The organism is Streptomyces sp. NPDC052042 (assembly GCF_044548345.1).
In the GTDB taxonomy this organism is placed as follows: Bacteria; Actinomycetota; Actinomycetes; order Streptomycetales; family Streptomycetaceae; genus Streptomyces.
In genome coordinates this window covers 1-26,514 of sequence record NZ_JBIUBU010000015.1, presented here as the reverse complement: position 1 = coordinate 26,514, position 26,514 = coordinate 1, and the positions used below count along the sequence as shown (strand labels likewise).

Sequence of the window (26,514 nt, the reverse complement as noted above, 5' to 3'; positions counted from 1 at the left end):
TCCGGCGATGCGGGCCGCCGCGACGGGCGGAGCCCTCGGCCCCGGCCCACGCCCACCGCGGGCCGGGCGGGCCGGGCCGCCGCCCGCTCGGACACGTCCCCGTAGCCCGCGGACACCCCCCGCAGGCGGCGGGCGCGCACTCACCAGGCCGCCGGGCGGCTCGTAGACTTGACGGCACTATGACAACGTTTCCGATGCCCGTCGACGAGGCCGAGGCCCGAGCCGTCCAGGACGCGTTGCGCACCCGCGTGGTGCTCGACGAACCCGGACCCCCGCCCGGGACCGGCCATGTCACCGGGGTCGACGTCGCCTACGACGACGAGCGCGATGTCGTCGCGGCGGCCGCGGTGGTGCTCGACGGTGCGACGCTCGACGTGGTCGCCGAAGCCACCTCCGTCGGCCGGGTCGCCTTCCCGTACGTCCCAGGGCTCCTGGCCTTCCGTGAGATCCCAGCCCTGCTGACCGCGCTGGAATCGCTGCCGACCGATCCCGGGCTCGTGGTCTGCGACGGGTACGGCCTTGCGCATCCGCGCCGCTTCGGCCTCGCCAGCCACCTCGGGGTGCTCACCGGGCTTCCGGTGATCGGTGTCGCCAAGAACCCGTTCACCTTCTCCTACGAGCAGCCCGGCCCGCACCGGGGAGACTGGTCACCGCTCCTCGACGGCGAGGAGGAGGTGGGCCGGGCGCTGCGCACCCAGGACGGCGTCAAACCGGTCTTCGTCTCGGTCGGGCACCGGACCGGGCTGGACAACGCCTGCGCCCACACCCTGCTCCTGGCCCGCGACTTCCGACAGCCCGAAACGACCCGCAGGGCCGACACGCTCTGCCGCCGGGCACTGCGGGAGACGGCGCCCTGACACCATGTCAATGCGATGGCGTGGCACGTTGATCGCGGGTGGATACCGACTGAGTACGCGTACGGATGCCGCTCGCCGATCACGCCGGGCAGACTGGTTCGCATGACCGATCAGCGAACGCCCGCTCGACCAGGAACCGTGTACCTCGCCCAGCGCCGGGTCGCGGTGGGAATGACCCTCGGCGTCGTCGCGGGGGTGGTCTGGGCCATCTCGATGATCTGCACCCTGGTGAGCTGGGTGTTCTGACCCGGGCGCCGCACCGGCCGTTGTGTCGCGACTACTTGTGCAGGTCCGGGGCCTGGGCATTGAGCAGAGCGCGCCAGGTGTCCTCATCACCGACACCGGTCGGGGGCAGATTCCGGGAGATCTGGAACTCCTTCAGCGACCGCATGGTCGACGGGGTGTACGTGCCGGTGCTGTCGGTCGGCACCCCCGCCTGATGGAGCAGGTACTGCACCGCCATGACGGCCTCGGGCTCCCGCGTGCGGGAATCGACGGTCGTGATCAGCAGCGGCCAGGTGTCCTTCCCCACCTTGCCGTCCGCCGTCAGGCCGTGGGTGGTCTGGAACGCCCTGACGGCAGCCGCGGTCACCGGTCCGTAGTCGGCGTCGACCTTCACGTCGTAGCCGTGCGCCCGCAGGAGCAACTGCACTGTACGGGCCTTCCACAGCACATTCCCCTTCCGTGCCAGCGGCCACTCCATGACCTGCGACGGCGGGTCCGTCACTTGCGCGACGGCCTTCGCGTCATCGCGTCCCGCCGATCGCTCCGGCCACCACATCAGGCAGCCGATCGCCAGCAGGAGGAGGGCCGAGGCCCCCGCGATCGCCGGTGCGAGGGGAGGGCGTTTCCATCTGCCGGGCGTCACGTGCCCGGCATCCGGCCCGTGCGCGGCGGGTCGCGTGCCGCTCCTCGTCGCCGGTGTTCCTGCGCCGTCGGGGGTGGCAGCGCTGCCCGGGGTGGCCGCGCCGTCGGGGGTGGCCGTCGGGGCGGACCGCCTACCGGCCCCTGGGCGCCTCCTCGCCGACGCGGAACCGGCCGCCGCCTCGGCCAGGGCGCGGCCCCGGGCCAGTTCGCGGGGCGGTGCCCCCAACGCCGTGTGCAGCTGCTCGACGATCCGGCAGGGGGCATTGGACGAGTGTGCGGGATTCAGGTATCGCGACAGGGTGGTCTGGTCGATCCCCAGCCGTTTCGCGAGGGACTGCTGAGTGGGTTTCTCGCGGCCACCGTGTGCGGAGGACTCCCACCAACTCCTCAGTAGCTCCGCGAGGGCTCGCCCCGGATGTTCCTCGTCGCTCCGCACGGTGCTGTCGGTCATCGGCACTCCCCGGTTTTCTGTGTGCATAGCCGCAGCTCAGCGGCGTGCATGGTGGCTCTGCATAGGCGCATCGATCAGCGGGACGCAGATCGTAGTGAAACCCCCGGCCGGTGCTGCACAGTTGGGGAGCGGCCGACCCCCCGGGCGCCGCGCTCCCGCCTCCCGTCGCCCGCCTCCCGTGGGCTGCCCCCACCTGTGTGTTCGCGGTGGACCGCGCGGCCCGTGGTCTTTTCATCCGAGGAACGAAAAGGTCTGAATATGCCTCAGTCATCACTCGTAAGAGTGCGCGTCGCGCTGACCGGTACCGTCGTGGGAGGAGCCCTCGTCGCGCTGGGCTTGATCGCCCCGGCCGTCGGCGCCGCGCCGCCCTCCGCGTACTCGGTCGCCGGGGTGGATACCAGCCACCACAACCACGAGTCCAAGGGGCGGGACCATCCGACGGAGATCGACTGGCGTCGGGTGGCCGCCGCGAACGACTTCGCCTTCCTCAAAGCCACGCAGGGGGCGTCGGGGCGGGACACGTGGTTCGCCGACGACTACGCCGCGGTGTCCCGGACCTCGTTGTTCCGTGCCCCGTACCACTTCTTCCACCCGAGGAGCGCGTCCGACGGGGCGGCCCAGGCGAGGCACTTCGTCACGACCGTCCGAGCCGCAGGCTATCGCGGCGACCGGGCGGGCGAACTGCCGCCGGTACTGGACGTGGAGAAACTGCCCGCGGGCGGTGGCGGGGAGGTGTGCCCGCAGCATCTGCGCACTCAGGAACTGCGCGTCTTCCTCCAGGAGGTGCGCAAGGCATTCGGTGTCACCCCGATCGTCTACACCCGGGCGTCCTTCGTGAAGGAGTGCATGGGCGGCGAGGGGGAGGTGTTCGCCGGCCATCATCTGTGGCTCGCCCGCTACGGCAGCGGCTCCGACGAGCCCCAGCGGGTGCCCGGTGCGGGGCGCTCCTGGTCCTTCTGGCAGCACACGCAGACGGGAAGCGACCCCGGGGTCGTGGGACCGGTGGACCGCAACGTCTTCCGCGGCAGCCGGTCCGAACTCGCGGCACTTGCGAAGGGGGGAGCGCCGGGTCCGGACGGCCGCTGACCGAAGGCCCTCGGCCCCGCCCCGTACGGCGGTTCGGTGACCCGCCGCCCGCCCCGTACGGCGGTTCGGTGACCCGCATATCAACCTCCCTCCTCCGCAGTGCTCTTGACATCCAGCGTCCCGCGCGGAGCCGCGCTCGGACCGTCCCTCGGACGCCCGGCCCCGGCCACCCGCCGGGCTCGGCCGGCCCGCTTGCGGACCGGATCCCGCGAGAATCCGGAACCGGTCCTCACCGCGCGGGACGACGAACGCACCACCCGTACCTCACCCGCATCCGGCCCTGCCGGGCCGTCTCACCACCGAGGAGTGACCCATGTCCGCACCGTCCGTCCGTTCCCGCCGCACCCCCCTCCGCCTCGCCGCGGGCCTCGCTGCCCTGGCCGTCCTGACCGGACCGGCCGCCTCCCTCGCCACCGCGGGTGACCGCCCCGCGGCGGCCCCGCCCCGACACCTGGCTGCGGCCCAGTGGCCGACCCTGAAGGCCGGGAGCAAGGGCGCGGGCGTGACCGCGCTTCAGCACCTGCTGGCTTTCCGCGGCCAGGCGGTGAAGGTCGACGGTGCCTTCGGCCCGGCCACGACGGCCAAGGTGAAGGCGTTCCAGAAGGCCCACCGGCTCACCGCGGACGGTGTCGTCGGGCCCGCCACCTGGACCAGGCTCGTCACCACGCTGCGCGGCGGCTCGAAGGGCGCGGCCGTGAAGGCGGCGCAGACCCTGCTGAAGGCGCGCGGTCAGGCGGTGACGGTCGACGGCACCTTCGGCCCGGCCACGACGGCCAAGGTGAAGGCGTTCCAGAAGGCGGCCGGTCTCACGGCCGACGGCGTCATCGGCGCCCGGACCTGGGCGGCCCTGCTGGGCGGCGGCGCGCCGGCCGGCGACCGGGTGGGGCTCGCCAAGCAGATCCTGGCCCAGCAGCGGATCACGCTGGCCACCGTCCACCCGGGCGGCAGGCACGCCGGGTCGACGGCACGGCAGAACGTCATCGACACGGCGCACGGCAAGGGGGCGCTCACCAGCCCGTGGGGCGACAAGCCCAACCGGCGCGTCCCGCTCGACCCCCGCATGCTCAACGGGCTGCTGAAGCTGCGCACCCAGTACGGCTACCGGCTGTCCGTCTCCGAGATCGTCGGCGGCGACCACAGCGGCAACTCCAGGCACTACGCCGGGATCGCCTTCGACATCACGCACATCAACGGCCGCCACGTCGGCAGCGGGGCCCCGCACAAGCAGTTCATGGCCACGTGCAGGAAGCTCGGCGCGCAGCAGGTCATGGGCCCCGGTGACCCCGGGCACGGCCGCCACGTGCACTGCGCCTGGTCCCGCTGAGGCGGAGCGGTGCCCGGCGGTCCCGGTGGGGCTGCCGGGCACCGGCATGCCGTGGGGCGGCGGAGTCCGCCGCGGTGTACGGCCAGGTGTCGTCCGTGGCGGTCTGCGGCGGGGCGATGTCCGTGGGGGAGGATCGCGGGGAAGACCGAGCGCTTGCTCAGCCGAAAGGCTTGTGCGGAGCGCGTCGCGTTCTTAGCATCATCGCTGTTACATCAGTTGTGTCATACCCCTGGGGGCCTGATGGCGACGACCGAGTACGGATCACACGGTCCACTGACCGGCGTGCGCGTGCTGGAACTCGCGGGCATCGGTCCCGGGCCGTTCGCGGCCATGCTCCTGGCCGACCTCGGCGCCGACGTCGTCAGGGTCGATCGGCCCGGCGGGGTCGGGCTGGGCATCGACCCGGCGTACGACCTCACCAATCGCAACAAGCGGTCCGTGGTCGTCGACCTCAAGGCCGAGGACGGACCCGGTACGGTGCTCGACCTGGCCGCCCGGGCCGACATCCTGATCGAGGGGTACCGGCCCGGAGTCGCCGAACGCCTCGGCATCGGCCCGGACGCCGCGCTCGCCCGCAATCCGCGACTCGTCTACGGGCGGATGACCGGCTGGGGGCAGGACGGGCCCCTCGCCGAACGGGCCGGGCACGACATCGCCTACATCGCCCTCACCGGCACCCTCTCCATGATCGGCAATCCCGGCGAGCCGCCCACCGTCCCCGCCAATCTGGTCGGCGACTACGCGGGCGGCTCGCTCTATCTCGTCGTCGGCGTCCTCGCCGCGCTCCAGTACGCCCGCACACCCGGCGGCCGGGGCCAGGCCGTGGACGCGGCGATCGTGGACGGCGCCGCGCACCTCACCACGATGATCCACGGCATGCTGGCGGCGGGCGGCTGGCAGGACCGGCGCGGCTCCAACCTCCTGGACGGCGGCTGCCCGTTCTACGGCACGTATGAGACCGCCGACGGGCAGTACATGGCGGTCGGCCCGCTGGAGCAGCGGTTCTACGACGAGTTCAGCGGGCTGCTCGGCATCGACGGCGAGGCCCCCGACCGGGCGGACATCACGCGCTGGCCGGAACTGCGCACCCTCGTCGCCGAACGGTTCAAGACCCGTAGCCGTGCGGAATGGGCGGCGGTGTTCGCGGGCACCGATGCCTGTGTCGCCCCCGTACTCTCACTCCGCGAGGCCCCGGACCACCCGCACCTGGCCGCCCGCTCCACCTTCGTCGAGCACGGCGGACTCACCCAGCCCGCGCCCGCGCCCCGCTTCTCCGCCACCCCCGTCGCCGTGCGCACCGGGCCCGCGCGGCCCGGCGCGGACACCGCGGCCGTCGCCGCCGACTGGGGCGTCCCCGCACTCGGGGGGACCGGCGACCCCCGCCCGGAGTGACGGGCCCGAGAACACCCCGCCGGAGCCGCACCCGCCCCGGCCGAACCCGACGACGACCAACCGGCCCCGGGAGGCCCGCAGTGCAGCGGCAGATCTTCACCGAAGAGCACGAAGCGTTCCGCGCGACCGTCCGCACCTTCCTCGCCAAGGAGGTCCTGCCGCACTACGAGCAGTGGGAGCAGGACGGCATCGTCTCCCGCGAGGCATGGCGGGCGGCCGGACGGCAGGGACTGCTCGGCCTCGCCGTACCCGAGGAGTACGGGGGCGGTGGCACCACCGACTACCGCTACAGCGCCGTCCTCGCCGAGGAGTTCACCCGGGCCGGTGCCCCCGGCCTCGCCCTCGGTCTGCACAACGACATCGTCGGCCCCTATCTCACCGGCCTCGCCACCGAGGAGCAGAAACGGCGTTGGCTACCCGGCTTCTGCAGCGGCGAGACCATCACCGCCATCGCCATGACCGAACCCGGCGCGGGCTCCGACCTCCCGGGCATCCGCACCACCGCCGAGGACCGGGGCGACCACTGGCTGCTCAACGGATCCAAGACGTTCATCTCCAACGGCATCCTCGCCGACCTCGTGGTCGTCGTCGCGAAGACCACCCCCGACGGCGGCGCGAAGGGCCTCTCGCTGATCGTCGTCGAGCGCGGCGCCGAGGGCTTCGAACGGGGCCGCAACCTCGACAAGATCGGGCAGAAGTCCCAGGACACCGCCGAGCTGTTCTTCCACGACGTGCGCGTCCCCAAGGAGAACCTGCTCGGCGAACGCGACGGCGGGTTCGTCCACCTGATGACCAACCTGGCCCAGGAGCGGCTGGGCATAGCGGTCGCCGGGATCGCCGCCGCCGAACACCTGCTGGAGATCACCACCCGGTACGTCAAGGAGCGCGAGGCGTTCGGACGGCCGCTGTCCAGACTCCAGCACATCCGGTTCGAGATCGCCGAGATGGCCACCGAATGCGCCGTCACCCGCACCTTCGTCGACCGGTGCGTCGCCGAACACTCCGACGGCGGGCTCGACGCCGTGCACGCCTCCATGGCCAAGTGGTGGGCCACCGAGCTCCAGAAGCGCGTCGCCGACCGCTGCCTCCAACTCCACGGCGGATACGGCTACATGGCGGAGTACCCGGTCGCCCGTGCCTTCACCGACGGCCGCATCCAGACCATCTACGGCGGCACGACCGAGATCATGAAGGAGATCATCGGCCGCTCGCTGCTCGCCTGACCCGGCCCGCCCCACCGCTGGTGACGGCACCTGGCCCCCACCGCCCCCGGTGGCTCCCGCGGTCCCCTCGCCCCACCACCCTCGAAAGGCTGCTGACTTGAGCACCGAAGCGTTCGTCTACGACGCGATCCGCACCCCGCGCGGCCGCGGCAAGGCCAATGGCGCCCTGCACGGCACCAAGCCGATCGACCTCGTCGTCGGCCTCATCCACGAGATCCGCGCCCGCTTCCCCGGCCTGGATCCGGCGGCCGTCGACGACATCGTCCTCGGCGTGGTCAGCCCGCTCGGCGACCAGGGCTCCGACATCGCCCGCATCGCGGCCATCGCCGCCGGCCTCCCGGACACCGTCGCGGGCGTCCAGGAGAACCGCTTCTGCGCCTCGGGCCTGGAAGCCGTGAACCTGGCCGCCGCCAAGGTTCGCTCCGGCTGGGAGGACCTCGTTCTCGCGGGCGGCGTCGAGTCCATGTCCCGCGTTCCGATGGGCTCCGACGGCGGCGCCTGGGCCATGGACCCGATGACCAGCTTCGAGACCGGCTTCGCCCCGCAGGGCATCGGCGCCGACCTCATCGCCACCATCGAGGGCTACTCCCGGCGCGATGTCGACGAGTACGCCGCGCTCTCCCAGGAACGCGCCGCCGAGGCGTGGAAGGAGGGCCGGTTCGCCCGCTCAGTCGTCCCCGTCAAGGACCGCAACGGCCTGGTCGTCCTCGACCATGACGAACACATGCGGCCCGGCACCACCGCGGACGCGCTGGCCGCCCTCAAGCCGTCCTTCGCCGTGATCGGCGAGGCGGGCGGCTTCGACGCGGTCGCCCTGCAGAAGTACCACTGGATCGAGAAGATCGACCACGTCCACCACGCGGGCAACTCCTCCGGAATCGTCGACGGCGCCGCGCTCGTCGCGATCGGCAACGCGGAGGTCGGCGAACGGTACGGGCTCACCCCGCGCGCCCGGATCGTCTCCGCGGCCGTCTCCGGCTCCGAACCCACCATCATGCTGACCGGCCCCGCGCCCGCCACCCGCAAGGCCCTCGCCAAGGCCGGACTCACCATCGACGACATCGACCTCGTCGAGATCAACGAGGCGTTCGCCGGTGTCGTCCTCCGCTTCGCCAGGGACATGGGCCTCCCGCTCGACAGGATCAACGTCAACGGCGGCGCCATCGCGATGGGCCACCCGCTCGGCGCCACCGGGGCGATGATCCTCGGCACCCTCATCGACGAACTGGAGCGGCGCGAGGCACGGTACGGGCTCGCCACCCTCTGCGTGGGCGGCGGCATGGGCATCGCCACCGTCGTCGAACGCCTCTGACCGTCCCCGGCCACCCCTGCCTACGGAGAAGAACAGCCATGACCGAGAGCACGACCATCCGCTGGGAACAGGACGAGACCGGCGTCGTCACCCTGGTGCTGGACGACCCCCACCAGTCCGCCAACACGATGAACCGGGCGTTCACGGACTCCATCGCCGCCGTCGCCGACCGCGCCGAGGCCGAGAGGGACTCCATCCGCGGCATCATCTACACCTCCGCGAAGAAGACCTTCTTCGCGGGCGGCGACCTCAAGGACATGATCAAGGCCGGTCCCGAGGACGCCGAGCGGGTCTTCGGGACCGGCACCGCCATCAAGAACGCGCTGCGCCGCATCGAGACCCTCGGCAAGCCCGTCGTCGCCGCCATCAACGGCGCCGCGCTCGGCGGCGGTTACGAGATCGCGCTCGCCGCCCACCACCGCATCGCGCTGGACGCCCCCGGTTCCCGGATCGGCCTGCCCGAGGTCACCCTCGGCCTGCTGCCGGCGGGCGGAGGCGTCACCCGCACGGTACGCCTGATGGGCATCGCCGACGCCCTGCTGAAGGTCCTCCTCCAGGGCACCCGCTACACCCCCCGGCGCGCCCTGGAGAACGGCCTCGTCCACGAGGTGGCGGCCACCCGGGAGGAGATGCTCGCCAAGGCCCGCGCCTTCATCGACGCCCACCCCGAGGCCCACCAGCCCTGGGACGTCAAGGGTTACAAGATCCCCGGCGGCACCCCGTCGCACCCGAAGTTCGCCGCGAACCTGCCCGCCTTCCCGGCCAACCTGAAGAAGCAGCTCGGCGGCGCCCCGATGCCCGCGCCCCGCAACATCCTGGCCGCCGCCGTCGAGGGCGCGCAGGTCGACTTCGAGACCGCGCTGACCATCGAGGCCCGCTACTTCACCGAACTGGTCACCGGCCAGGTCGCCAAGAACATGATCCAGGCGTTCTTCTTCGACCTCCAGGCCATCAACTCCGGCGTCAGCCGCCCCAAGGGCATCGAGGAGCGACAGGTCCGCAAGGTCGCCGTCCTCGGCGCCGGGATGATGGGCGCGGGCATCGCGTACTCCTGCGCCCGCGCCGGCATCGACGTCGTTCTCAAGGACGTCTCCGCCGAGGCCGCCGCCAAGGGCAAGGTCTACGGCGAGCAGCTCCTGGACAAGGCGCTGTCCCGGGGCCGCACCACCGAGGCGGAGCGCGACGCGCTGCTGGCCCGCATCACCCCGACCGCCGACCCGGCCGATCTGGCGGGCTGCGACGCCGTCATCGAGGCCGTCTTCGAGAGCACCGCGCTCAAGCACGAGGTGTTCCAGGAGATCCAGGGCATCGTCGCCCCGGACGCCCTGCTGTGCTCCAACACCTCGACCCTGCCGATCACCGTCCTCGCCGACGGCGTCGAGCGCCCCGCCGACTTCATCGGACTGCACTTCTTCTCACCGGTCGACAAGATGCCGCTGGTCGAGATCATCAAGGGCGAGAAGACCGGCGACGAGGCCCTGGCCCGCGCCTTCGACCTGGTCCGGCAGATCAGGAAGACCCCGATCGTCGTCAACGACTCCCGGGGCTTCTTCACCTCGCGCGTCATCGGACGGTTCATCAGTGAGGGCGTCGCCATGGTCGGCGAGGGCGTCGAACCCGCGTCGGTCGAGCAGGCCGCCGCACAGTGCGGCTACCCGGCCAAGGTGCTCTCCCTGATGGACGAGCTGACCCTCACCCTGCCCCGCAAGATCCGCGAGGAGACCAGGCGGGCCGTCGAGGAGGCCGGCGGCACCTGGGAGGCGCACCCGGCGGACGCGGTCGTCGACCGGATGGTCGACGAGTTCGGCCGCCCCGGACGCAGCGGCGGCGCGGGCTTCTACGAGTACGACGAGAACGGGGCGCGCACCCGCCTGTGGCCGGGCCTGCGGGAGCACTTCACGCGCCCGGGCACCGACATCCCCTTCGCGGACATGAAGGACCGGATGCTGTTCTCCGAGGCGCTGGACAGCGTGCGATGCCTGGAGGAGAACGTCCTCACCTCCGTCGCCGACGCCAACATCGGCTCCCTCATGGGCATCGGCTTCCCGCCGTGGACCGGCGGTGTGCTCCAGTACATCAACGGGTACGAGGGCGGGCTGCCCGGCTTCGTGGCCCGCGCCCGGGAGCTCGCCGAGCGGTACGGCGACCGCTTCCTGCCGCCCACCCTGCTCGTGGAGAAGGCCGAGCGGGGCGAGACCTTCCACGACTGATCCGCCACGGCGGGCACCCCGGCCGGGAGGGCCGCGTTCACTGTGCCGTGAACGCGGCCCGCAGCTCCTCCCGCAACGACCGCTGGAACGCCGTCACCAGGGCCTGGAGCACCATCGGCTGCATATGGGCGGAGAGCGACTTCATCGCCGCCAGGTGCTCCGGGTCCGACTCCCGCTCCCGGTACGGCTCCCACACCTCGTCCCGGAACAGCCGGGTCAGCTCCTGGGCCGCGGACCGGGAGTGCGCCAGCAACACCGTCCGCGCGGCCAGGATCGTCTCGTGAGCGATCGGCACGCCGAGCAGCTCGACCCCCAGCCGCAGCAGCCCCCGGTCCACCCGGTAGCGGCCGTCGACCGGCTCCGCGCGCTCCAGCCCCCCCATGGCCGCCAGCCGGACGATGTCCTCCTCGCTCAGCGTCCGGCCCGCCCGGCGCTCCAGCTCCGCGCGCGTCACGTCTTCCGCGGCGTCCGGTGCCCAGGACGCCACCAGTGCCCGGTGGATCGCCAGGTCCTGCGCGCTCAGGTCCGGCGGGAGCTGCTCCAGGTAGCGTTCGATCGCGGCCAGTGTCATGCCCTGGTGCCGGAGCTCCTCGATGAGCGCGAGCCGGGACAGATGCTCCGCCCCGTAGTGCCCGACCCGGCGCGGACCGATCACCGGTGGCGGCAGCAGCCCCCGGGTGCCGTAGAAACGTACGGTGCGCACGGTGACCCCGGCGCGGGCCGCCAGCTCGTCGACGGTGAGCGTCGTCGGGTCCTCGGTCCCGGTCGCCATGTCTGCTCCTCGCACTCCGGTCCGGCTCCGGCGGTGGACCGCCGAACCGGCCCCCAACCGTTCAACAGTATTGCTGTCTCACCACTCTTGTGAAAGAGCTGGGCAGCGACAGGTGGGCACGGGCCCGCGGTGCTCCGCGGTCCGGCACGCGATGTCAGTGGCCGCCCGTACGGTGACCGCATGTCGGAGATCACGTACATCCGGGGCGACGCCACCGCCCCGCAGGGCAGTGGCGTCAAACTGATCGCGCACGTCTGCAACGACCTCGGCGGCTGGGGCAAGGGCTTCGTGCTGGCGATCTCGCGCCGCTGGCCCGAGCCGGAGGCGGCCTACCGCCGCTGGTACCGGGAGCGCGCGGGCCATGACTTCGCGCTCGGCGCGGCGCAGTTCGTCCAGGTGGGGCCGTACATCTGGGTGGCGAACATGGTGGGCCAGCGGGGGATACGCCGGGGGAGCAAGGGGGTGCCGGTGCGCTACGAGGCCATCGACACGGCGCTCGGGGCGGTGGCCGACCGGGCCGTGGAACTCGGGGCGTCGGTCCACATGCCCCGGATAGGCTGCGGACTGGCGGGCGGCACATGGTCCAGGATCGAGCCCCTGCTGGAGAACCGCCTGGTGCGCCGGGGCATAGCGGTCACGGTGTACGACCACGACTGAATGCCCCGGCCCGAACGGCATCTGCCCAGGACCGGCGGCCCCTTCGGACCGCCCGCCACGACGGGCCCGGACCGGAGCCACGGCCCTCCCTCGTGGGGGCGGGTGGCCGGGCGGCGGGCGCCTCAGCGCTCGGGGCGGAGGCCGAGGAGCATCGGCAGGTCGTCCGCGTCGGTGACCACGGCGTCGGGCGCGCGGTCCGGGCCCGCGGTGAACACCGCGGTCACCGGCGCCGTCAGCGCGTACCGCCCGGGATCCACCACGCACTCCGCCCGCAGCACCAGGGCCGCCTCCGGGTCGACCGCCGAGCGGCCAGGGAAGTCCGACGCGTCCACACCGACCTGGCCCAGCGCGAACGGGTACACGGCGACGGCGACCTCCAGCCGGCCTCCGTCCAGGGTGTGCTCGGCCCAGCCGTCGGTCGGCAGCAGGTGGAACGCTCCGTAGCCCTCGTAGCAGTAGTCGCCCAGCCGTGCGACGGCGCGTTCGCCGGGTGAGCCGTCCGGGTCGACGAGGAGCGTCACGACGGGCGCGTCCGGCTCGTCGGGGTTCACACCGGAAGAGACGAGGAGCCGGGCCACGGAACGACCTCCGGAGACGGGTGTGGTGTACGGGAGCTCAGTAGAACACGGCCCAGGACGACCGGGTCAGCTGGCGCCGATGACACCGCGGGCCGGGAGGAGGCGTGCCGGCTCCCACCAGGAGGGACGCGCCGCCGGCGTGGACGGTCCCGGAGACGCGGGGAGCGCGTGCGCCCCTGTGCGGGGCGGACCGGGCCCCGGGGCGGAGCCGCATACTGGTTCGTACCGGGACCGGGCGCCGCGCCGCGGCCCCGGCCGACCGTCGGGAGCGCCGCATGAGCACGTCGTCCGCGCGGGACGTCGACCCCGTCCCTCCGCCGCCCGGGGGAGTGCTCTGGGGCATCTCCGGCGACATCCGCGCCCTGCTGATGCTGCCCGCCGCCTTCACCCTCCAGGTCGCCCATCCGGCGGTCGCCGCGGGCGTGGACGAGTACTCCGTCTACCGCACGGACCCATGGGGGCGCGGCGAGAGGTCCCTGCGCTCGCTCCAACTCTGGGTGTACGGCGGCGAGGAGGCCGCCGTGGAGGGGCGCCGGCTCCGCCGTCTGCACCGCACCGTCCGCGGTGTCGACGGCCGCGGGCGCCGGTACCACGCGCTGTCGCCCGCCACCTACGCGTGGGTGCACGCCACCGGCTTCCCCGTCTACCAGCATGCCGCCCGCTACCTCCTCCGCCCGCTCACCGAGGCGCAGGAGCGGGCCCTGTACCGGGAATGGCTCCAGGTGGGCAGGGTTCTCGGCATCAACGACCGGGACATGCCGCAGACGATCGAGGAGTTCTGGCCGTACTTCCACAGGACGCTCGCCGAGGAGATCGAGCGGACCGTCGTCGTCGAGGACCTGATCGCGACCGACCGGCCCGTACCGCCCCCGGACCGGGGGCCGTGGCCGCTGCGCCCGGTGCTGAGGGCGCTGTGGCCGGTGCTGCTCCCGCCGCTGGCCCGGTTCCGCCGCTTCGTCACCATCGGCCTGATGCCGCCGGACGCGCGGGAGGCGATCGGTCTGGAGTGGACGGATGCCCAGGAGCGCAGGCTGCGGCGGCTGGGCGCGGTGGTGCGGTGGGTGGTGCCCGTGCTTCCCGAGCGGCTGCGCTATCTGCCGTACGCGCGCCGGGCGCGGGCGGCGCACCGCACGGCCGTCGTCGGTGAACAGGCGCCCGGCAGGCCGGGGCCCGGCACGCCGATCCGGCCGGTGTGACGGCGAGTTCGCCCCGCCGCTCGCCGTCTTCGGTGGCAGCCCGGCACCTTTGAGGAAGGCGAGCGATCAACGCTCCCATCCCCGAACAGAGACGACGGATGGTCAGGGGTGGGGGCGGTCGCGTCCATGGTCGGCGCCGATCCGTGGAACCTGGCCGGAACCGCATGCGTCGCGTCGGCGGACCGGGTCCCGTCGCCCACCCGGAGGGCGACGGAACCCGGTAGCGGGGCGGACCGTCAGCGGTGGTCGTGGATCGTGTTGGTCGCGGCGATCTTCTTCCATGACGCGGGCGGCTCGGGCTGCCCGGGCCGTGCGGGTGTGCGCAGCAGGCGCGCTTCGGCCGCCGCCGGGGCCTCGGGCCGCGTCGGCTGGTACAGCCAGGTGTCGAAGAGGCCGGCGAGGGGCGTGTCCGAGATCCGCTCGGCGTAGGCGACGAAGTCGCCCACGGTCGCGTTGCCGTAGGCGTGCTCGGCCGGCCAGCCCCTCAGCAGCTCGAAGAACGTCTCATCGCCCACCTTGTTGCGCAGTGCCTGGAGGGCCAGCGCCCCGCGGTCGTAGACGGCCGCGTGGAACTGGTCGTCCGGGCCCGGGTCACCCGGCTTCACGGCCCAGAAGGGGTCGCCTTCGGGGTGCTGGGAGTAGGTGTGGTCCGCCAGTTCCTGCGCGGTGCCCTCGCCCTCCTTCTCCGACCACAGCCACTGGCTGTACCGGGCGAAGCCCTCGTTGATCCAGATGTCCTTCCAGCCCTTGACGGACACGCTGTCGCCGTACCACTGGTGCGCCACCTCGTGGACGACCACCGAGACGTTGGATCCGTTCGCGAACTGCTTCGGGCTGTAGAACGGCCTGGTCTGCGTCTCCAGCGCGAACCCGCTCGTCACATTGGGGGAGTACCCGCCGAGCGCGTCGAACGGGTACGGGCCGAACAACTCCGTCAGCCACTCGGCGACCTCGGCGGTCCGCTCGATGCTGGCACGCGCCGCACCGCCGTTGGCCCCGAGGTCCTTGCTGTACGCGTTGACGACCGGCACTCCGTCCGCCGTGGTGTCCGTGGTGATCTCGAACTTCCCGATCGCCAGTGTCGTCAGATACGTGGCCTGCGGCTTGGCGGAGCGCCAGTTGAAGCGGGTCCAGCCGAGCTTCGAACTCTGCGACTGGAGCGTGCCGTTGCTGATCGCCTGGGTGCCGTCCGGCACCGACACCGAGATGTCGTACGTCGCCTTGTCCAGCGGGTGGTCGTTGCTGGGGTACCACCAGACGGCCGACTCCGGCTCCTGCGCGGCCACCGCGCCGTCCGGCGTACGGACCCAGGAGGTCCAGCCGTTGACCTTCACCTCGGACGGCTTCCCGGCGTACCGCACGACCACCGTGACGGGCCTGTCCTTCGCCAGCGGCGACGCCGGGGTGATCTCCAGCTCCTGCTCGCCGCTCCTGGCGAATGCGGCCTTCTTGCCGTTCACCCGCACCTCGGACACGTCCAGCGCGAAGTCCAGGTTGAAGCGGGACAGCGCCTGTGTGGTCGTGGCGAGGATCGTCGCGGTGCCCTCCAGCAGGTCGGTCGCGGGCTGGTACTTCAGCCGGAGGTCGTAGTGGGACACGTCGTAGCCGCCGTTGCCGCTGGCCGGGTAGTAGGGGTCGCCGATGCCGGGGGCGCCCACGGTGCCCCCGGCGGCCGAGGCCGGGATCGCCAGCAACAGGGAGGCCGCGAGGGCGCCGGGGACAATGAGTCTGCGGTGCACGAATGCTCCAAGTCGTCGGTGGATGACGGTTTTTCTGAGCCGCTGCCGGGATCCTGGCAAGCGATCCCGGTGTTAGTCATGTCCATGGCTGCACCTGTCACACGTTCGCCATGCCGCCGACATGTCACCCGTCGCCACCGCCGCGTGATCGCACCGCGCTGATCGGAGATCGCCCTCTGCCGCACGGGAGTTCAGCGGAGTACCTTCCGCCCACGCCGATGCGTGCGCGGGGCAGCCGCTCGACGTACAGATCACTGATGGTGACGGCCGAGGCCGCCCTGACGACCGGTCTGCTCACGCCGACGGGAGCGCACCGCGTGACCGCCGACGCGCCCGCGGGCCGGGAGGCCGACCGACCGGCGGGCGGAGAGAGCCCGGCCTGGCGGTACTGCCCGTAGGATCGGTACCTGATGACTGCCACCCTCGTCGCCAAGGACCTCACCGCTGCCCACGGCGACCGCACCCTCTTCGCCGGTCTCGACCTCGTCGTCGCGCCCGGCGACGTGATCGGTCTCGTCGGAGCCAACGGCGCCGGCAAATCGACCCTGCTCCGGCTGCTCGCCGCATTGGAGCGGCCGGAGCGGGGCGAACTGCGGCTCTCGCCGCCCACCGCCACCGTCGGCCACCTCCCACAGGAACCGGAGCGGCGCCCGGGCGAGACCGTGCGGGAGTTCCTGGCCCGCCGCACCGGCGTCGCCGACGCCCAGCGGGCGATGGACGAGGCGACGCGGGGCCTCGTCGACGGGACGCCCGGCGCCGACGACGCGTACGCCGAGACGCTCGAACGCTGGCTGGCGCTCGGCGGCGCCGACCTCGACGAGCGAGCCGAGGAGATCGCCGCCGACCTCGGTCTCACCGTCGGCCTCGACCTGCCGATGACCGCCCTCTCCGGTGGCCAGGCGGCCCGCGCGGGCCTGGCCTCCCTGCTGCTCTCCCGCTACGACGTCTTCCTGCTCGACGAACCCACCAACGACCTCGACCTGGACGGTCTGGAACGGCTCGAACGCTACGTCTCCGGGCTGCGCGCGGGCACGGTCGTCATCAGCCACGACCGCGAGTTCCTGACACGCACGGTCACCAAGGTTCTCGAACTCGACCTGGCCCAGCAGGCGATCAACCTGTACGGCGGCGGATACGCGGCCTACCTGGAGGAGCGCGAGCGGGCCCGCAGGCACGCCCGCGAGGAGTACGAGGAGTACGCCGACAAGCGCGCCGCCCTGGAGGACCGCGCCCACACCCAGCGCTCCTGGATGGACAAGGGGGTGAAGAACGCCCGCCGCAAGGCCGCCGACAACGACAAGATCGGCCGCAAGTTCTGCAGCGAGGCGAGCGAGAAGCAGGCCGCGAAGGCCCGGCAGACCCAGCGCATGATCGAACGGCTCGACGCCGTCGAGGAGCCGCGCAAGGAATGGGAACTGCGGATGGAGATCGCCGCCGCGCCCCGGTCCGGTTCGGTCGTCGCCACCCTGCGTGAGGCACGCGTCGCACGCGGCGGTTTCGTCCTCGGCCCGGTCTCCCTCCAGATCGACTGGGCGGACCGGGTCGCGATCACCGGCGCCAACGGGGCGGGCAAGTCGACCCTCCTCGCCGCACTCCTCGGACGTCTCCCGCTGGACGCGGGACACGCGACGCTCGGCGCGGGCGTGGTGGTCGGTGAGGTCGACCAGGCACGCAGGCTGTTCCACGGACCGGAATCGCTCCTGGATGCCTTCCGTGCCGCAGTGCCCGACACCGAACCGGCCGAAGTCCGCACGCTGCTCGCCAAGTTCGGCCTGCGCGCGGACCATGTGCTGCGCCCCGCGACGACCCTCTCACCGGGCGAGCGGACCCGGGCCGCGCTCGCCCTCCTCCAGGGCAGGGGCGTCAACCTCCTCGTCCTCGACGAGCCGACGAACCACCTCGACCTGCCCGCCATCGAGCAGCTGGAGTCGGCGCTCGAGTCGTACCCCGGGACCCTGCTGCTGGTCACGCACGACCGGCGGATGCTGGAGGCGGTGCGCACCACGCGCCGGGTCGAGGTGATGGACGGCAGGGTGAAGGAACTCTGACCCTTCCCGGTCCCGTGACCGCCGCGCCCGGCCCCGTGCCGGTGAGGGCCCGGCCCGCTCGCCGGGGTGGAGCGGCCCCGCGCCGGGGCGGTTCGCGGCGGGGCGGGATCGCGGCGGGGCGGGATCGCGGCGGAGGCGGGGCGCGGCGCCGACGCGCGCACCCCGCCTCCGCCCGGCGTCAGCGCTTTCGGCCGCCGTCCCGGTCCGGCCCGGCGAGCCCGGCCCGCCGCAGCGCGTCCGCCATGGCGCTGTTCACCGGCGCCGGGGCCGGACGGGCCGAGCCGCCACCGCGCCGCTCGCGGTCCTGGCCGCTCTGGCGCGGCCGCGGCGGCCGGGCGCCCTGACGTCCGCGTTCGCCCCGCTCCCGCCGGGGGCCGCCGCCCTGGCCGGACGTCCCCGCCTCGTCGTCCAGGCGCAGGGTCAGCGAGATCCGCTTCCGGGGAATGTCGACCTCCAGGACCTTCACCTTCACGATGTCGCCCGGCTTCACGACGTCCCGCGGATCCTTCACGAACGTGCGGGACATCGCCGACACGTGCACCAGACCGTCCTGGTGCACCCCGACGTCCACGAACGCGCCGAACGCCGCGACGTTGGTGACCACACCCTCCAGCACCATGCCGGGCGTCAGATCGCCGATCTTCTCGACGCCCTCTTTGAACGCGGCCGTCCGGAACGCGGGCCGCGGGTCGCGCCCCGGCTTCTCCAGTTCCTTCAGGATGTCGCCGACGGTCGGCAGACCGAACTTCTCGTTCACGAAGTCGTCGGGCCGCAGCGACCGCAGCACCGCCGTGTCGCCGATCAGCGAGGCGACGTCACCGCCCGTCCGCTTCGCCATCGCCCGCACCACCGGGTACGCCTCGGGGTGCACGCTCGACGCGTCCAACGGGTCGTCGCCCCGGATGCGCAGGAAGCCGGCGCACTGCTCGTACGCCTTCGGACCCAGCCGCGCCACGTCCTTCAGTGCCTTGCGCGACCGGAAGGGGCCGTTCGCGTCGCGGTGTGCGACGATGTTCTCGGCAAGCCCGGCGCCGATCCCCGAGACCCGCGAAAGCAGCGGCGCCGAGGCGGTGTTGACGTCCACGCCGACCCCGTTCACACAGTCCTCGACGACCGCGTCCAACGACCGTGACAGCTTCACCTCGGCCAGGTCGTGCTGGTACTGGCCGACCCCGATCGACTTCGGATCGATCTTCACCAGTTCCGCGAGCGGGTCCTGGAGCCGGCGCGCGATCGACACCGCGCCGCGCAACGACACGTCCATGTCGGGGAGTTCCTGCGAAGCGAACGCCGAGGCCGAGTACACCGACGCGCCCGCCTCCGACACCATCACCTTCGTGAGCTTCAGCTCCGGGTGCTTGGAGATCAGTTCACCGGCGAGCTTGTCGGTCTCGCGGGACGCCGTGCCGTTGCCGATCGCGATCAGTTCGACGCCGTGCGTCCGCGCCAGCCGTTCCAGTTTCGCCAGCGCCTGGTCCCACTGGTTCGCCGGCACGTGCGGGTGGATGACGTCCGTGGCGACGACCTTGCCGGTCGTGTCGACGACGGCGACCTTCACCCCCGTGCGGAAGCCGGGGTCCAGCCCCAGCGTGGGACGCGTCCCGGCCGGTGCGGCGAGCAGCAGATCGCGCAGGTTCGACGCGAAGACCCGCACCGCCTCGTCCTCCGCCGCCGTGCGCAGCCGCAGCCGCAGGTCGATGCCGAGGTGCACCAGGATCCTGGTCCGCCAGGCCCAGCGCACGGTCTCGCCCAGCCACTTGTCGCCCGGACGGCCCCGGTCGCCCACCCCGAAGCGCCGGGCGACGATGCCCTCGTAGGACGAGGGGCCGGGCGTGTCCGAGGGCTCCTCCGGCTCCAGGACCAGATCGAGCATTCCCTCCTTCTCGCCCCTGAGCATCGCCAGCACCCGGTGCGAGGGCAGTTCGGTGAACGGCTCGGTGAAGTCGAAGTAGTCCGCGAACTTCGCCCCCGCCTCCTCCTGGCCCTCGCGGACCTTCGCCGCCAGCCGGCCGCGCGTCCACATGCGCTCCCGCACCTCACCGATCAGATCGGCGTCCTCCGAGAACCGCTCGGTGAGAATGGCGCGGGCCCCCTCCAGCGCGGCGGCCGGATCGGCGACCCCCTTGTCCGGGTCGACGAAGGCGGCGGCTGCGGCGAGCGGCTCCACCGACGGATCACCGAGCAGCCCCTCGGCGAGCGGTTCGAGCCCCGCCTCCCGAGCGATCTGCGCCTTGGTGCGCCGCTTGGGCTTGAACGGCAGGTAGATGTCCTCAAGACGCGCCTTGGTGTCGGCGGCCCTGATCCGGGCCTCCAACTCCTCGTCCAGTTTGCCCTGTTCACGCACGGAGTCGAGGATCGCCGTCCGGCGGTCCTCCAGCTCCCGCAGGTACCGCAGTCGCTCCTCAAGGGTGCGCAGCTGCGCGTCGTCGAGCATCTCGGTCGCTTCCTTGCGGTAGCGCGCGATGAACGGCACGGTCGACCCGCCGTCGAGCAGCTCGACGGCCGCCTTCACCTGCCGTTCGCGTACGCCGAGCTCCTCGGCGATCCTGCCTTCGATGGACGTCGTCACGGTTCTACCGACTCGCCTTCTCGTACGGGCTGTGCTGGCTGCACTGGCTGTGCTGACGGGGCCGGGGCCCCTTCGTCTGCATTGTGCCGGGTGGCCGGGCGCCCTGTCGCCCGGCCACCCCGTCGCGCGTCGACCGGTGAGGGCCGGCGCCCGCCGATGGAACCGGCCGGGGACGTTCCGGCGAGGAGCGCCGCCGCCGGGAACCCGCGCGCCGGCTCGGCGGGCCGCGCCGCGCCCGTTCTGCCTGGACGCCCGTCCGGGGTGAGGCCTCGTCCGGGCAGCGGTATCCGCCGGCTCGGCGCGGACGTGGTCCACTTCCGCCGACTCGCCCGGCCGCGCGGGAGTGCGCGTTCGCGCGGCTGCCCGGACGCCGCCGTCCGGCGCCGTGGTCTTCCTGCGCAGACCCGGGAACCAGGCCCAGTTCAGCGCACAGCTCACCGCACAGACCGCCCGGCGCGAACCGCTGCGCGAGGTCCAGCACTGGATCAGCGAGCACCCCGGCGCCGACCTCACCGTCGAGGCGCTGGCCGCCCGCGCCCGGCTCTCGCCCCGTCACTTCGCCCGTGCCTTCCGGGAGGAGGCGGGCCTCACCCCGGGCCGCTACGTCGACCGCGTACGCCTCGAACACGCCCGACGGCTGCTGGAGGACACCTCCGACAACGTCGCCGGCATCGCGCGCGCCTGCGGTTACGGCACCCCGGAGGCCATGCGCCGCGCCTTCGTGAAGAGCCTCGGTACGGCACCCGCCTGGCGCCCTCCTCCGTCGACGGCGGATCGGCTCGCCGCCGGCGGCCCGACGGGTCAGTCCGGCTCCTCGGGCCAGCGGAAGCGCGCCGCGCGCCGTTCCAGGAACGCGGCGACGCCCTCCGCGGCGTCGCCGCTGTGCCGTGCCCGCTCCGCCCAGTACGCGTCCCGGTCCCGGCGCCCGTCGGCGAACTCCTTCGCCGCCGCCTGTGTGAGCCGGGAGCGCGCCGCCAGGGTCCGGGTGTACGCGCCGACCCGCGCGTCCAGGCCGCCGGCCGGCAGCACCTCGTCCACCAGTCCGCACCGCAGCGCCCGCGCGGTGTCGATCAGCTCCCCGGAGAAGAGCAGGTGCTTCGCCGTGGCGGGCCCGGTCAGCGCCACCAGACGTCGGGTCGACGACGCCGGGTACACGATCCCGAGCCTGGCCGGGGTCACCCCGAACGAAGCGCCCTCCTCGGCGAACCGCAGATCGCAGGCGGCAGCGAGCTGGCTGCCGCCGCCCACGCAGTAGCCGCGGATCGCCGCCAGCGTCGGCCGGGGGAACGCGGCCACCGCCTCCTCGGCCACCACGGCCAGCGTCCGTGGATCGTCCGGCGGGTCGTCGAGCGGGGACGGGGCCCCGGGCGAGGACGGACCGCGGAGCGACGGAGCCCTGAGCGAGGTGATGTCCGCCCCGGCGCAGAAGGTGTCCCCGGCGCCCGTCAGCACCATTACGCGCACCGAGACATCGGCCGCCAGCCGCTCCAGCAGCGGGGGCAGCGCGCTCCACATCGACGTCGTCATCGCGTTGCGCCGGGCCGGATTGTCGATGACGACGGTGGCGACACCGTCCGCGACGGTGTGCGTCAGCCGGGGTTCCGTGCGGTCCATGCGCCGGATGCTATCGGCACGGTTCGAACCTATGATCAAAAAGGGGGGCCGTGCACGCACACGACGTGAGGAGTTCTCGGTGGCCGATCCCGCAGTCGAGGGCAGGAAGCTGAGCCGGAGTTTCGGTCGGCTGGCCCTGCTCGGCGCCCTGCTCGTTGTGGCCGGTCTCATCGGCCTCGTCTACACCGGTGTCGCGACACTGACCTCGATGCTGCTCTTCGGCTGGCTCCTGCTGGTCGGCGGCATCGTGGGCCTGGCCCACGCCATCGAGTCCCGCGGCAGCAACTTCTTCTGGCTGGCGGCCGTGGTCGCCGCGCTGAACATCGCCGCCGGAGTCGTCGTCATCCGGCATCCGCAGGGCACGGCAGCGACGCTGACCATGTTCGCCGCGCTGCTGTTCCTGACCGGCGGACTGTTCCGACTGGTCGGCAGCGTCGTCGTGCGCGGCCCGCAGTTCGGCTGGACGCTGCTCCAGGGGGCCTTCGGGCTCCTCCTCGGACTGCTGGTGCTCTTCGACTGGCCGCACAGCAGCCTCTACGTCCTCGGCCTCTTCTTCTCACTGGCGCTGCTCTTCGACGGACTCGGCCTGATCGCGATCGGGGTCGGCGGCCGACGCATCGTCTCCCTGGTCACGGACCAGGGCGTGGCCCCGGATCACCGGCGCACGGACCCGCACCGGGGCACGGACCCCGGGTGGCGGACGACCGGCGAGTGGCCGGACGCCTCCACCGGAGAGAGCCGGAATCAGTCCAAGAACTAGTGGGATCGTGCAGCTTCGATCAAAACCCGTCGATAGATGTCGACTTCTATTCAGTGGTCCGGTGTGACGGCTAGGCCGCGCACTCTGTACTCGGCGTGCAGTCACCGACGAGTCGAGGGCGGGTACCGGACTATGGAGAGCCGCGGGAGCGTCCCCGCTCGGCCCATGTCGTACGAAGGAGTCTGGCGGTTCACCGCACCGGCCGTGGACGTGTCCGTCCCGCGGGCCAGGCGCGCCGTGCGCGACCTGCTGGACCGTCAGGGCGTGCCCATCGACGGCGACATCACCGAGGGGCTGCTGCTCATCGTCTCCGAGCTGGTCACCAACGCGGTGAAGCACGCCGCGCTGCTGTCGCCGGAGCTGGCCGTCGAGGTGGCCGTCGGCACGGAATGGGTCAGGGTGTCCGTGGAGGACAACCACCCCTATCGCCCGACGGCGCTGGAGACGGACCACGGGCAGACCGGCGGCCGTGGGCTGCTCCTGGTCCGCGAGATCACCCGCGAGGCGGGCGGAGCCTGCGACGTGGAGCACACCGCGAGCGGCGGAAAGGTCATCTGGGCCGCGCTGCCGCTCGGCCGGAGGTTCTGACCCGCCGGCGCGGCCGGTCCGTCACGACCGCCCCTTCGGGCACCCGGTCAAGCGCCCCCGCCGGTCGGCGCGGGGCGCCCGGTGGCACGGCTTCCGCGAGCACCGGGCGCCCCGTCCACTACCAGCCGGCGGAGGGGCCGGTCAGCTCCCTGATGGCCGGCCGCGCGGCGTCCAGCACCGTCATGAACCATGCCGAGAACGGTGCCTCGGCGTGCCGCTCGGCCAGTTCGGCGGGCGTGACGAACGCGGTCTCGCCGACCTCCTCCGGGACCGGCCGCGGCGACCCCTGCATCAGGCCCACGAAGAGGTGGTTGAACTCCTGCTCCACCAGCCCGGAAGCCGGATCCGGATGGTTGTAACGCACCGTGCCCGCCTCGGCCAGCAGGGAGGGCGAGACGCCGAGCTCCTCGTGCGTGCGCCGGGCGGCGGCGGCGAAGGGCGCCTCACCGGGGTAGGGGTGGCCGCAGCAGGTGTTCGACCAGACCCCGGGGGAGTGGTACTTGCCGAGCGCGCGCCGCTGGAGCAGCAGTCGGCCCCGCTGGTCGAAGAGGAACACCGAGAAGGCCCGGTGCAGCAGCCCCGGCGGCTGGTGGGCGGACAGCTTCTCCGCCGCACCGATGGTGGTGCCGTTCTCGTCGACCAGTTCGAGCATGATCGCTTCTGCTGTGCCGTTTGACGAGCTGTGCGCCGGGGTGGCTGGTGTGGTCGGCATACCCATCCTTCGCTATGGTCCCGGCCCGGTGTGCCGGTCCCGTCGAGTCCGCTCAAGTCTGCCGCACAAGAGCCGCTTGTCCGCACTTCGGGTTCAAGCATGTCCGGCTACCGGCCCGCTCCGGGCGAGCGCGGGGAACCGCACGCCCCACGCCCCGGTGCGCGGGGCCGCGCCGTGCCGCGGCGGGGATGCCCCGACCGGGGCGTCGTCGTGGTCCGCCGACGTGTGAACGCCCGTGGTCGGGGGACCGGCCGACTACCGTCCGGCCGTTCAGTGGCAGAGTCCGGCCTCGTGCTCGGCGTGGCCGCTCGGCTCCAGCTGGAACGTGCAGTGCTCGACGTCGAAGTGGTCGCCGAGGCACCCCTGGAGCTCGTGGAGGAGCTTCTCATGGCCGACCGAGTCCAGTACTTCCTGGCTCACCACCACGTGGGCGGAGAGCACCGGCATCCCCGAGGTGATCGTCCAGGCGTGCAGATCGTGGACGTCCAGCACACCGGGCAGCGCGGTGATGTGGGCCCGTACCTCACCCATGTCCACGCCCTTCGGGGCCGCCTCCAGCAGCACGTTGAGCGTTTCACGGAGCAGTTTCACGGTACGGGGGACGATCATCAGGCCGATCACCAGCGAGGCGATCGGGTCGGCGGCCTGCCAGCCGGTGGCCAGGATGATGGTCGACGAGATCAGCACGGCGACGGAGCCGAGCGTGTCCGCGAGCACCTCCAGATAGGCCCCGCGCACATTGAGGCTCTCCTTCTGCCCGTGCATCAGCAGCGACAGGGAGATCACGTTGGCGACCAGGCCGACCAGGGCGAAGGCGATCGCCAGCCCGCCCCTGGTCTCGGCGGGGGTGATGAAGCGCTGGATCGCCTCGATGAGCAGGAAGCCGCCGACCCCGAGCAGCAGCAGACAGTTGGCCAGGGCCGCGAGGATCTCCGCGCGGGCGAAACCGAAGGTGCGGTTGAGCCCGGCGGGCCGGTTGGCGAAGTGGATCGCCAGCAGCGCCATGCCCAGTCCCAGGGCGTCGGTCGCCATATGGGCCGCGTCGGCGATCAGCGCGAGCGAGTCGGCGAGCAGCCCACCGACGATCTCCACGGCCATCACGGTGAGCGTGATGCCCAGTGCGATCCGCAACCTCCCCTTGTACGCGGCGGCGGCCGTGCCGGTGGGCGGCGGCCCGCCGTGGGTGTGCCCGTGATCGTGCCCTGCCCCCATGGGGACGCCTCCCGATCTTCTCGCGGACTCGGGCGCGGTCGGCCCGAGCACTGTCAGTGAACTACGGGTGGGGGGTATCGGGCAACACGGGACTGAACACCGTTGTCATGTGCTCTGACCTGCGGAAATGTCCGCTGGTCAGAAGCTCGGGGTGATCACCGGAAGGTCAGTTCGCGCGTGCCCCGGGATGCTGGGCGCACCAGCCGTCCCAGGCCGACTCGACCATCTCGCGCGCGCCGCGCCGAGCCGTCCAGCCGAGCTCCCCGGACATCCGGGCGGCGGACGCGACGGCCTTCGCGCCGTCGCCGGGGCGGCGCGCCTCCACCACGGGCCGGAGACGCAGGCCCGTGACCTCCCTCACGAGATCGGCGATCTCCCGTACCGAGACGCCCTCGCCGCGGCCGATGTTCACGGTCAGGTCGCCGGGGCTCCCCCCGTCCCGGCCGGCCAGGCTCCGGGAGACGGCCAGATGCGCGTCCGCGAGGTCCGCGACGTGGATGTAGTCACGGATGCAGGTGCCGTCGGGGGTCGGGTAGTCGTCGCCGAAGATCCGGGGGGCCTCGCCCCTGGTCAGTCGTTCGAAGAACATCGGGATCACGTTGAAGGCGCCCGTGTCCGCCAGTTCCGGTGCGGCGGCCCCGGCCACGTTGAAGTAGCGCAGACAGGCGGTGGACAGCCCGTGCGCCCTCCCCGCCGCCCGGACCAGCCACTCCCCGGCGAGCTTCGTCTCCCCGTACGGGCTGATCGGCAGGCACGGGGTGTCCTCGGTGATCAGTTCCACATCCGGCACGCCGTACACCGCCGCGGAGGAGGAGAACAGGAAGCGCCGCACCCCGGCGGCCACGACGGCCTCCAGCAGGACGGTCAGCCCCGCCATATTCTCCCGGTAGTACAGCAGCGGCCGCTCGACGGACTCCCCGACCTGCTTCTTCGCCGCGAGATGCACCACACCCGTCACGGCGTGCCGCTCCAGCACCTCGTCGAGCAGCGCGCGGTCGGCCACCGAGCCCCTGATCAGCGGCACATCGGCCGGGAGCCGTCCGGCGACCCCGGTCGACAGGTCGTCGAGGACGACGACCCGCTCACCGGCCACCGCCATGGATCGCACCACATGTGCGCCGATGTACCCCGCCCCGCCTGTGATCAGCCATGTCATACGGGCCAGCCTAAGCCTCGATTCACCGACGCGGTTTCGAAGTGATCTCCGAGGGGTTGCGGGGAGGGTTCTGGGCTGTCGCCTGAGTGTGGGCAGGGGATATCCGCTGGTCTGCCCAGCTTTTCCACGGTTGCGCTCCGGTCGGGCCTTGGCGGGCGGGGTGGTCAGGGGCGTCAGGCCGTCTCGGGTGG

23 protein-coding genes and 1 pseudogene are annotated in these 26,514 nt (G+C 72.4%); 15 read left to right on the top strand and 9 right to left on the bottom strand.

Annotated elements, in window-relative coordinates; translation table 11 throughout:
* Positions 1-194: 194 nt before the first annotated feature.
* Both ACIHCL_RS23285 and mmpA read left to right on the top strand, forming a co-directional pair.
* The gene (locus ACIHCL_RS23285) at positions 195-857 is read left to right on the top strand and encodes an endonuclease V (RefSeq protein ID WP_399864622.1); all 663 of its coding nucleotides are present in this window, start codon (positions 195-197) and stop codon (positions 855-857) included.
* Between the two features lie 102 nt (positions 858-959).
* A complete protein-coding gene (gene mmpA, locus ACIHCL_RS23280) occupies positions 960-1,103 on the top strand; it encodes a morphogenic membrane protein MmpA (protein ID WP_399864444.1) in 144 nt (47 codons plus the stop codon).
* 31 nt (positions 1,104-1,134) lie between these two features.
* On the opposite strand, the gene ACIHCL_RS23275 is transcribed toward mmpA, so the two are convergent.
* On the bottom strand, positions 1,135-2,175 hold the full coding sequence (locus ACIHCL_RS23275) for a peptidoglycan-binding protein (RefSeq protein WP_399864443.1): 1,041 nt from the start codon (positions 2,173-2,175) through the stop codon (positions 1,135-1,137).
* Positions 2,176-2,433: 258 nt separating this feature from the next.
* Here ACIHCL_RS23275 and ACIHCL_RS23270 point away from each other — a divergent pair, with 258 nt between their 5' ends.
* The 6 genes from ACIHCL_RS23270 to ACIHCL_RS23245 all read left to right on the top strand — a co-directional run bounded on the left by ACIHCL_RS23270 (position 2,434) and on the right by ACIHCL_RS23245 (position 10,722).
* Entirely contained in the window at positions 2,434-3,261 is an 828-nt protein-coding gene (locus ACIHCL_RS23270; protein ID WP_399864442.1) for a glycoside hydrolase family 25 protein, read from the top strand.
* 313 nt (positions 3,262-3,574) lie between these two features.
* Positions 3,575-4,585, top strand: a complete 1,011-nt coding sequence (locus ACIHCL_RS23265; protein WP_399864440.1) for a peptidoglycan-binding protein — start codon at positions 3,575-3,577, stop codon at positions 4,583-4,585.
* 240 nt (positions 4,586-4,825) lie between these two features.
* The gene (locus ACIHCL_RS23260; RefSeq protein WP_399864439.1) at positions 4,826-5,977 is read left to right on the top strand and encodes a CaiB/BaiF CoA transferase family protein; all 1,152 of its coding nucleotides are present in this window, start codon (positions 4,826-4,828) and stop codon (positions 5,975-5,977) included.
* An 80-nt stretch (positions 5,978-6,057) separates the two neighbouring features.
* The gene (locus tag ACIHCL_RS23255; protein ID WP_399864438.1) at positions 6,058-7,200 is read left to right on the top strand and encodes an acyl-CoA dehydrogenase family protein; all 1,143 of its coding nucleotides are present in this window, start codon (positions 6,058-6,060) and stop codon (positions 7,198-7,200) included.
* A gap of 97 nt (positions 7,201-7,297) precedes the next feature.
* The gene (locus ACIHCL_RS23250; RefSeq protein WP_399864436.1) at positions 7,298-8,512 is read left to right on the top strand and encodes an acetyl-CoA C-acetyltransferase; all 1,215 of its coding nucleotides are present in this window, start codon (positions 7,298-7,300) and stop codon (positions 8,510-8,512) included.
* A gap of 38 nt (positions 8,513-8,550) precedes the next feature.
* On the top strand, positions 8,551-10,722 hold the full coding sequence (locus tag ACIHCL_RS23245; protein ID WP_399864434.1) for a 3-hydroxyacyl-CoA dehydrogenase NAD-binding domain-containing protein: 2,172 nt from the start codon (positions 8,551-8,553) through the stop codon (positions 10,720-10,722).
* A 37-nt stretch (positions 10,723-10,759) separates the two neighbouring features.
* Here the strand turns inward: ACIHCL_RS23245 and ACIHCL_RS23240 are convergent, their stop codons facing one another.
* Positions 10,760-11,494, bottom strand: coding sequence for a MerR family transcriptional regulator (locus tag ACIHCL_RS23240; protein ID WP_399864433.1), 735 nt, complete (start codon positions 11,492-11,494; stop codon positions 10,760-10,762).
* A gap of 180 nt (positions 11,495-11,674) precedes the next feature.
* On the opposite strand from ACIHCL_RS23240, the gene ACIHCL_RS23235 reads away from it, so the two are divergent.
* Positions 11,675-12,151: a macro domain-containing protein gene (locus ACIHCL_RS23235; RefSeq protein ID WP_399864432.1), complete on the top strand. Its 477-nt coding sequence runs from the start codon at positions 11,675-11,677 to the stop codon at positions 12,149-12,151.
* Between the two features lie 122 nt (positions 12,152-12,273).
* On the opposite strand, the gene ACIHCL_RS23230 is transcribed toward ACIHCL_RS23235, so the two are convergent.
* Positions 12,274-12,729 carry a hypothetical protein gene (locus ACIHCL_RS23230; RefSeq protein WP_399864431.1) on the bottom strand — a complete coding sequence of 152 codons (456 nt, stop codon included), beginning with the start codon at positions 12,727-12,729 and terminating at the stop codon, positions 12,274-12,276.
* 275 nt (positions 12,730-13,004) lie between these two features.
* On the opposite strand from ACIHCL_RS23230, the gene ACIHCL_RS23225 reads away from it, so the two are divergent.
* A complete protein-coding gene (locus ACIHCL_RS23225) occupies positions 13,005-13,925 on the top strand; it encodes an oxygenase MpaB family protein (RefSeq protein ID WP_399864429.1) in 921 nt (306 codons plus the stop codon).
* Between the two features lie 236 nt (positions 13,926-14,161).
* Here the strand turns inward: ACIHCL_RS23225 and ACIHCL_RS23220 are convergent, their stop codons facing one another.
* Positions 14,162-15,664 carry a M1 family metallopeptidase gene (locus tag ACIHCL_RS23220; RefSeq protein ID WP_399864428.1) on the bottom strand — a complete coding sequence of 501 codons (1,503 nt, stop codon included), beginning with the start codon at positions 15,662-15,664 and terminating at the stop codon, positions 14,162-14,164.
* Positions 15,665-15,921: 257 nt separating this feature from the next.
* Here ACIHCL_RS23220 and ACIHCL_RS23215 point away from each other — a divergent pair, with 257 nt between their 5' ends.
* Both ACIHCL_RS23215 and ACIHCL_RS23210 read left to right on the top strand, forming a co-directional pair.
* On the top strand, positions 15,922-16,062 hold the full coding sequence (locus ACIHCL_RS23215; protein WP_399864426.1) for a hypothetical protein: 141 nt from the start codon (positions 15,922-15,924) through the stop codon (positions 16,060-16,062).
* 12 nt (positions 16,063-16,074) lie between these two features.
* Complete coding sequence (locus tag ACIHCL_RS23210; RefSeq protein ID WP_399864424.1) at positions 16,075-17,712, top strand: ABC-F family ATP-binding cassette domain-containing protein; 1,638 nt, start codon at positions 16,075-16,077, stop codon at positions 17,710-17,712.
* Between the two features lie 178 nt (positions 17,713-17,890).
* Here the strand turns inward: ACIHCL_RS23210 and ACIHCL_RS23205 are convergent, their stop codons facing one another.
* On the bottom strand, positions 17,891-20,281 hold the full coding sequence (locus ACIHCL_RS23205; RefSeq protein WP_399864423.1) for a Tex family protein: 2,391 nt from the start codon (positions 20,279-20,281) through the stop codon (positions 17,891-17,893).
* Positions 20,282-20,633: 352 nt separating this feature from the next.
* Here ACIHCL_RS23205 and ACIHCL_RS23200 point away from each other — a divergent pair.
* Positions 20,634-21,044 (top strand): annotated as a pseudogene (locus ACIHCL_RS23200) (helix-turn-helix domain-containing protein); the annotation flags it as partial.
* A gap of 38 nt (positions 21,045-21,082) precedes the next feature.
* Here the strand turns inward: ACIHCL_RS23200 and ACIHCL_RS23195 are convergent.
* A complete protein-coding gene (locus ACIHCL_RS23195) occupies positions 21,083-21,895 on the bottom strand; it encodes an enoyl-CoA hydratase/isomerase family protein (RefSeq protein WP_399864422.1) in 813 nt (270 codons plus the stop codon).
* Positions 21,896-21,974: 79 nt separating this feature from the next.
* On the opposite strand from ACIHCL_RS23195, the gene ACIHCL_RS23190 reads away from it, so the two are divergent.
* Together ACIHCL_RS23190 and ACIHCL_RS23185 are read left to right on the top strand one after the other, a co-directional pair.
* On the top strand, positions 21,975-22,655 hold the full coding sequence (locus tag ACIHCL_RS23190) for an HdeD family acid-resistance protein (RefSeq protein ID WP_399864420.1): 681 nt from the start codon (positions 21,975-21,977) through the stop codon (positions 22,653-22,655).
* A 132-nt stretch (positions 22,656-22,787) separates the two neighbouring features.
* Complete coding sequence (locus ACIHCL_RS23185; protein WP_399864419.1) at positions 22,788-23,243, top strand: ATP-binding protein; 456 nt, start codon at positions 22,788-22,790, stop codon at positions 23,241-23,243.
* Positions 23,244-23,361: 118 nt separating this feature from the next.
* Here ACIHCL_RS23185 and idi read toward each other — a convergent pair whose 3' ends face one another.
* The 3 genes from idi to galE all read right to left on the bottom strand — a co-directional run bounded on the left by idi (position 23,362) and on the right by galE (position 26,323).
* The gene (idi, locus tag ACIHCL_RS23180) at positions 23,362-23,955 is read right to left on the bottom strand and encodes an isopentenyl-diphosphate Delta-isomerase (protein WP_399864418.1); all 594 of its coding nucleotides are present in this window, start codon (positions 23,953-23,955) and stop codon (positions 23,362-23,364) included.
* Positions 23,956-24,225: 270 nt separating this feature from the next.
* Complete coding sequence (locus ACIHCL_RS23175; protein ID WP_399864416.1) at positions 24,226-25,167, bottom strand: cation diffusion facilitator family transporter; 942 nt, start codon at positions 25,165-25,167, stop codon at positions 24,226-24,228.
* A 166-nt stretch (positions 25,168-25,333) separates the two neighbouring features.
* Positions 25,334-26,323 carry a UDP-glucose 4-epimerase GalE gene (gene galE, locus ACIHCL_RS23170; protein WP_399864414.1) on the bottom strand — a complete coding sequence of 330 codons (990 nt, stop codon included), beginning with the start codon at positions 26,321-26,323 and terminating at the stop codon, positions 25,334-25,336.
* Positions 26,324-26,514 lie beyond the last annotated feature (191 nt).

Coding starts and splice junctions, on each gene's coding strand:
- ACIHCL_RS23285 (WP_399864622.1), top strand. CDS start 195: ATGCCCGTCGACGAGGCCGAGGCCCGAGCCGTCCAGGACGCGTTGCGC.
- mmpA (WP_399864444.1), top strand. CDS start 960: ATGACCGATCAGCGAACGCCCGCTCGACCAGGAACCGTGTACCTCGCC.
- ACIHCL_RS23275 (WP_399864443.1), bottom strand. CDS start 2,175: ATGACCGACAGCACCGTGCGGAGCGACGAGGAACATCCGGGGCGAGCC.
- ACIHCL_RS23270 (WP_399864442.1), top strand. CDS start 2,434: ATGCCTCAGTCATCACTCGTAAGAGTGCGCGTCGCGCTGACCGGTACC.
- ACIHCL_RS23265 (WP_399864440.1), top strand. CDS start 3,575: ATGTCCGCACCGTCCGTCCGTTCCCGCCGCACCCCCCTCCGCCTCGCC.
- ACIHCL_RS23260 (WP_399864439.1), top strand. CDS start 4,826: ATGGCGACGACCGAGTACGGATCACACGGTCCACTGACCGGCGTGCGC.
- ACIHCL_RS23245 (WP_399864434.1), top strand. CDS start 8,551: ATGACCGAGAGCACGACCATCCGCTGGGAACAGGACGAGACCGGCGTC.
- ACIHCL_RS23240 (WP_399864433.1), bottom strand. CDS start 11,494: ATGGCGACCGGGACCGAGGACCCGACGACGCTCACCGTCGACGAGCTG.
- ACIHCL_RS23235 (WP_399864432.1), top strand. CDS start 11,675: ATGTCGGAGATCACGTACATCCGGGGCGACGCCACCGCCCCGCAGGGC.
- ACIHCL_RS23225 (WP_399864429.1), top strand. CDS start 13,005: ATGAGCACGTCGTCCGCGCGGGACGTCGACCCCGTCCCTCCGCCGCCC.
- ACIHCL_RS23215 (WP_399864426.1), top strand. CDS start 15,922: ATGGTGACGGCCGAGGCCGCCCTGACGACCGGTCTGCTCACGCCGACG.
- ACIHCL_RS23210 (WP_399864424.1), top strand. CDS start 16,075: ATGACTGCCACCCTCGTCGCCAAGGACCTCACCGCTGCCCACGGCGAC.
- ACIHCL_RS23195 (WP_399864422.1), bottom strand. CDS start 21,895: ATGGACCGCACGGAACCCCGGCTGACGCACACCGTCGCGGACGGTGTC.
- ACIHCL_RS23185 (WP_399864419.1), top strand. CDS start 22,788: ATGGAGAGCCGCGGGAGCGTCCCCGCTCGGCCCATGTCGTACGAAGGA.
- idi (WP_399864418.1), bottom strand. CDS start 23,955: ATGCCGACCACACCAGCCACCCCGGCGCACAGCTCGTCAAACGGCACA.
- ACIHCL_RS23175 (WP_399864416.1), bottom strand. CDS start 25,167: ATGGGGGCAGGGCACGATCACGGGCACACCCACGGCGGGCCGCCGCCC.
- galE (WP_399864414.1), bottom strand. CDS start 26,323: ATGACATGGCTGATCACAGGCGGGGCGGGGTACATCGGCGCACATGTG.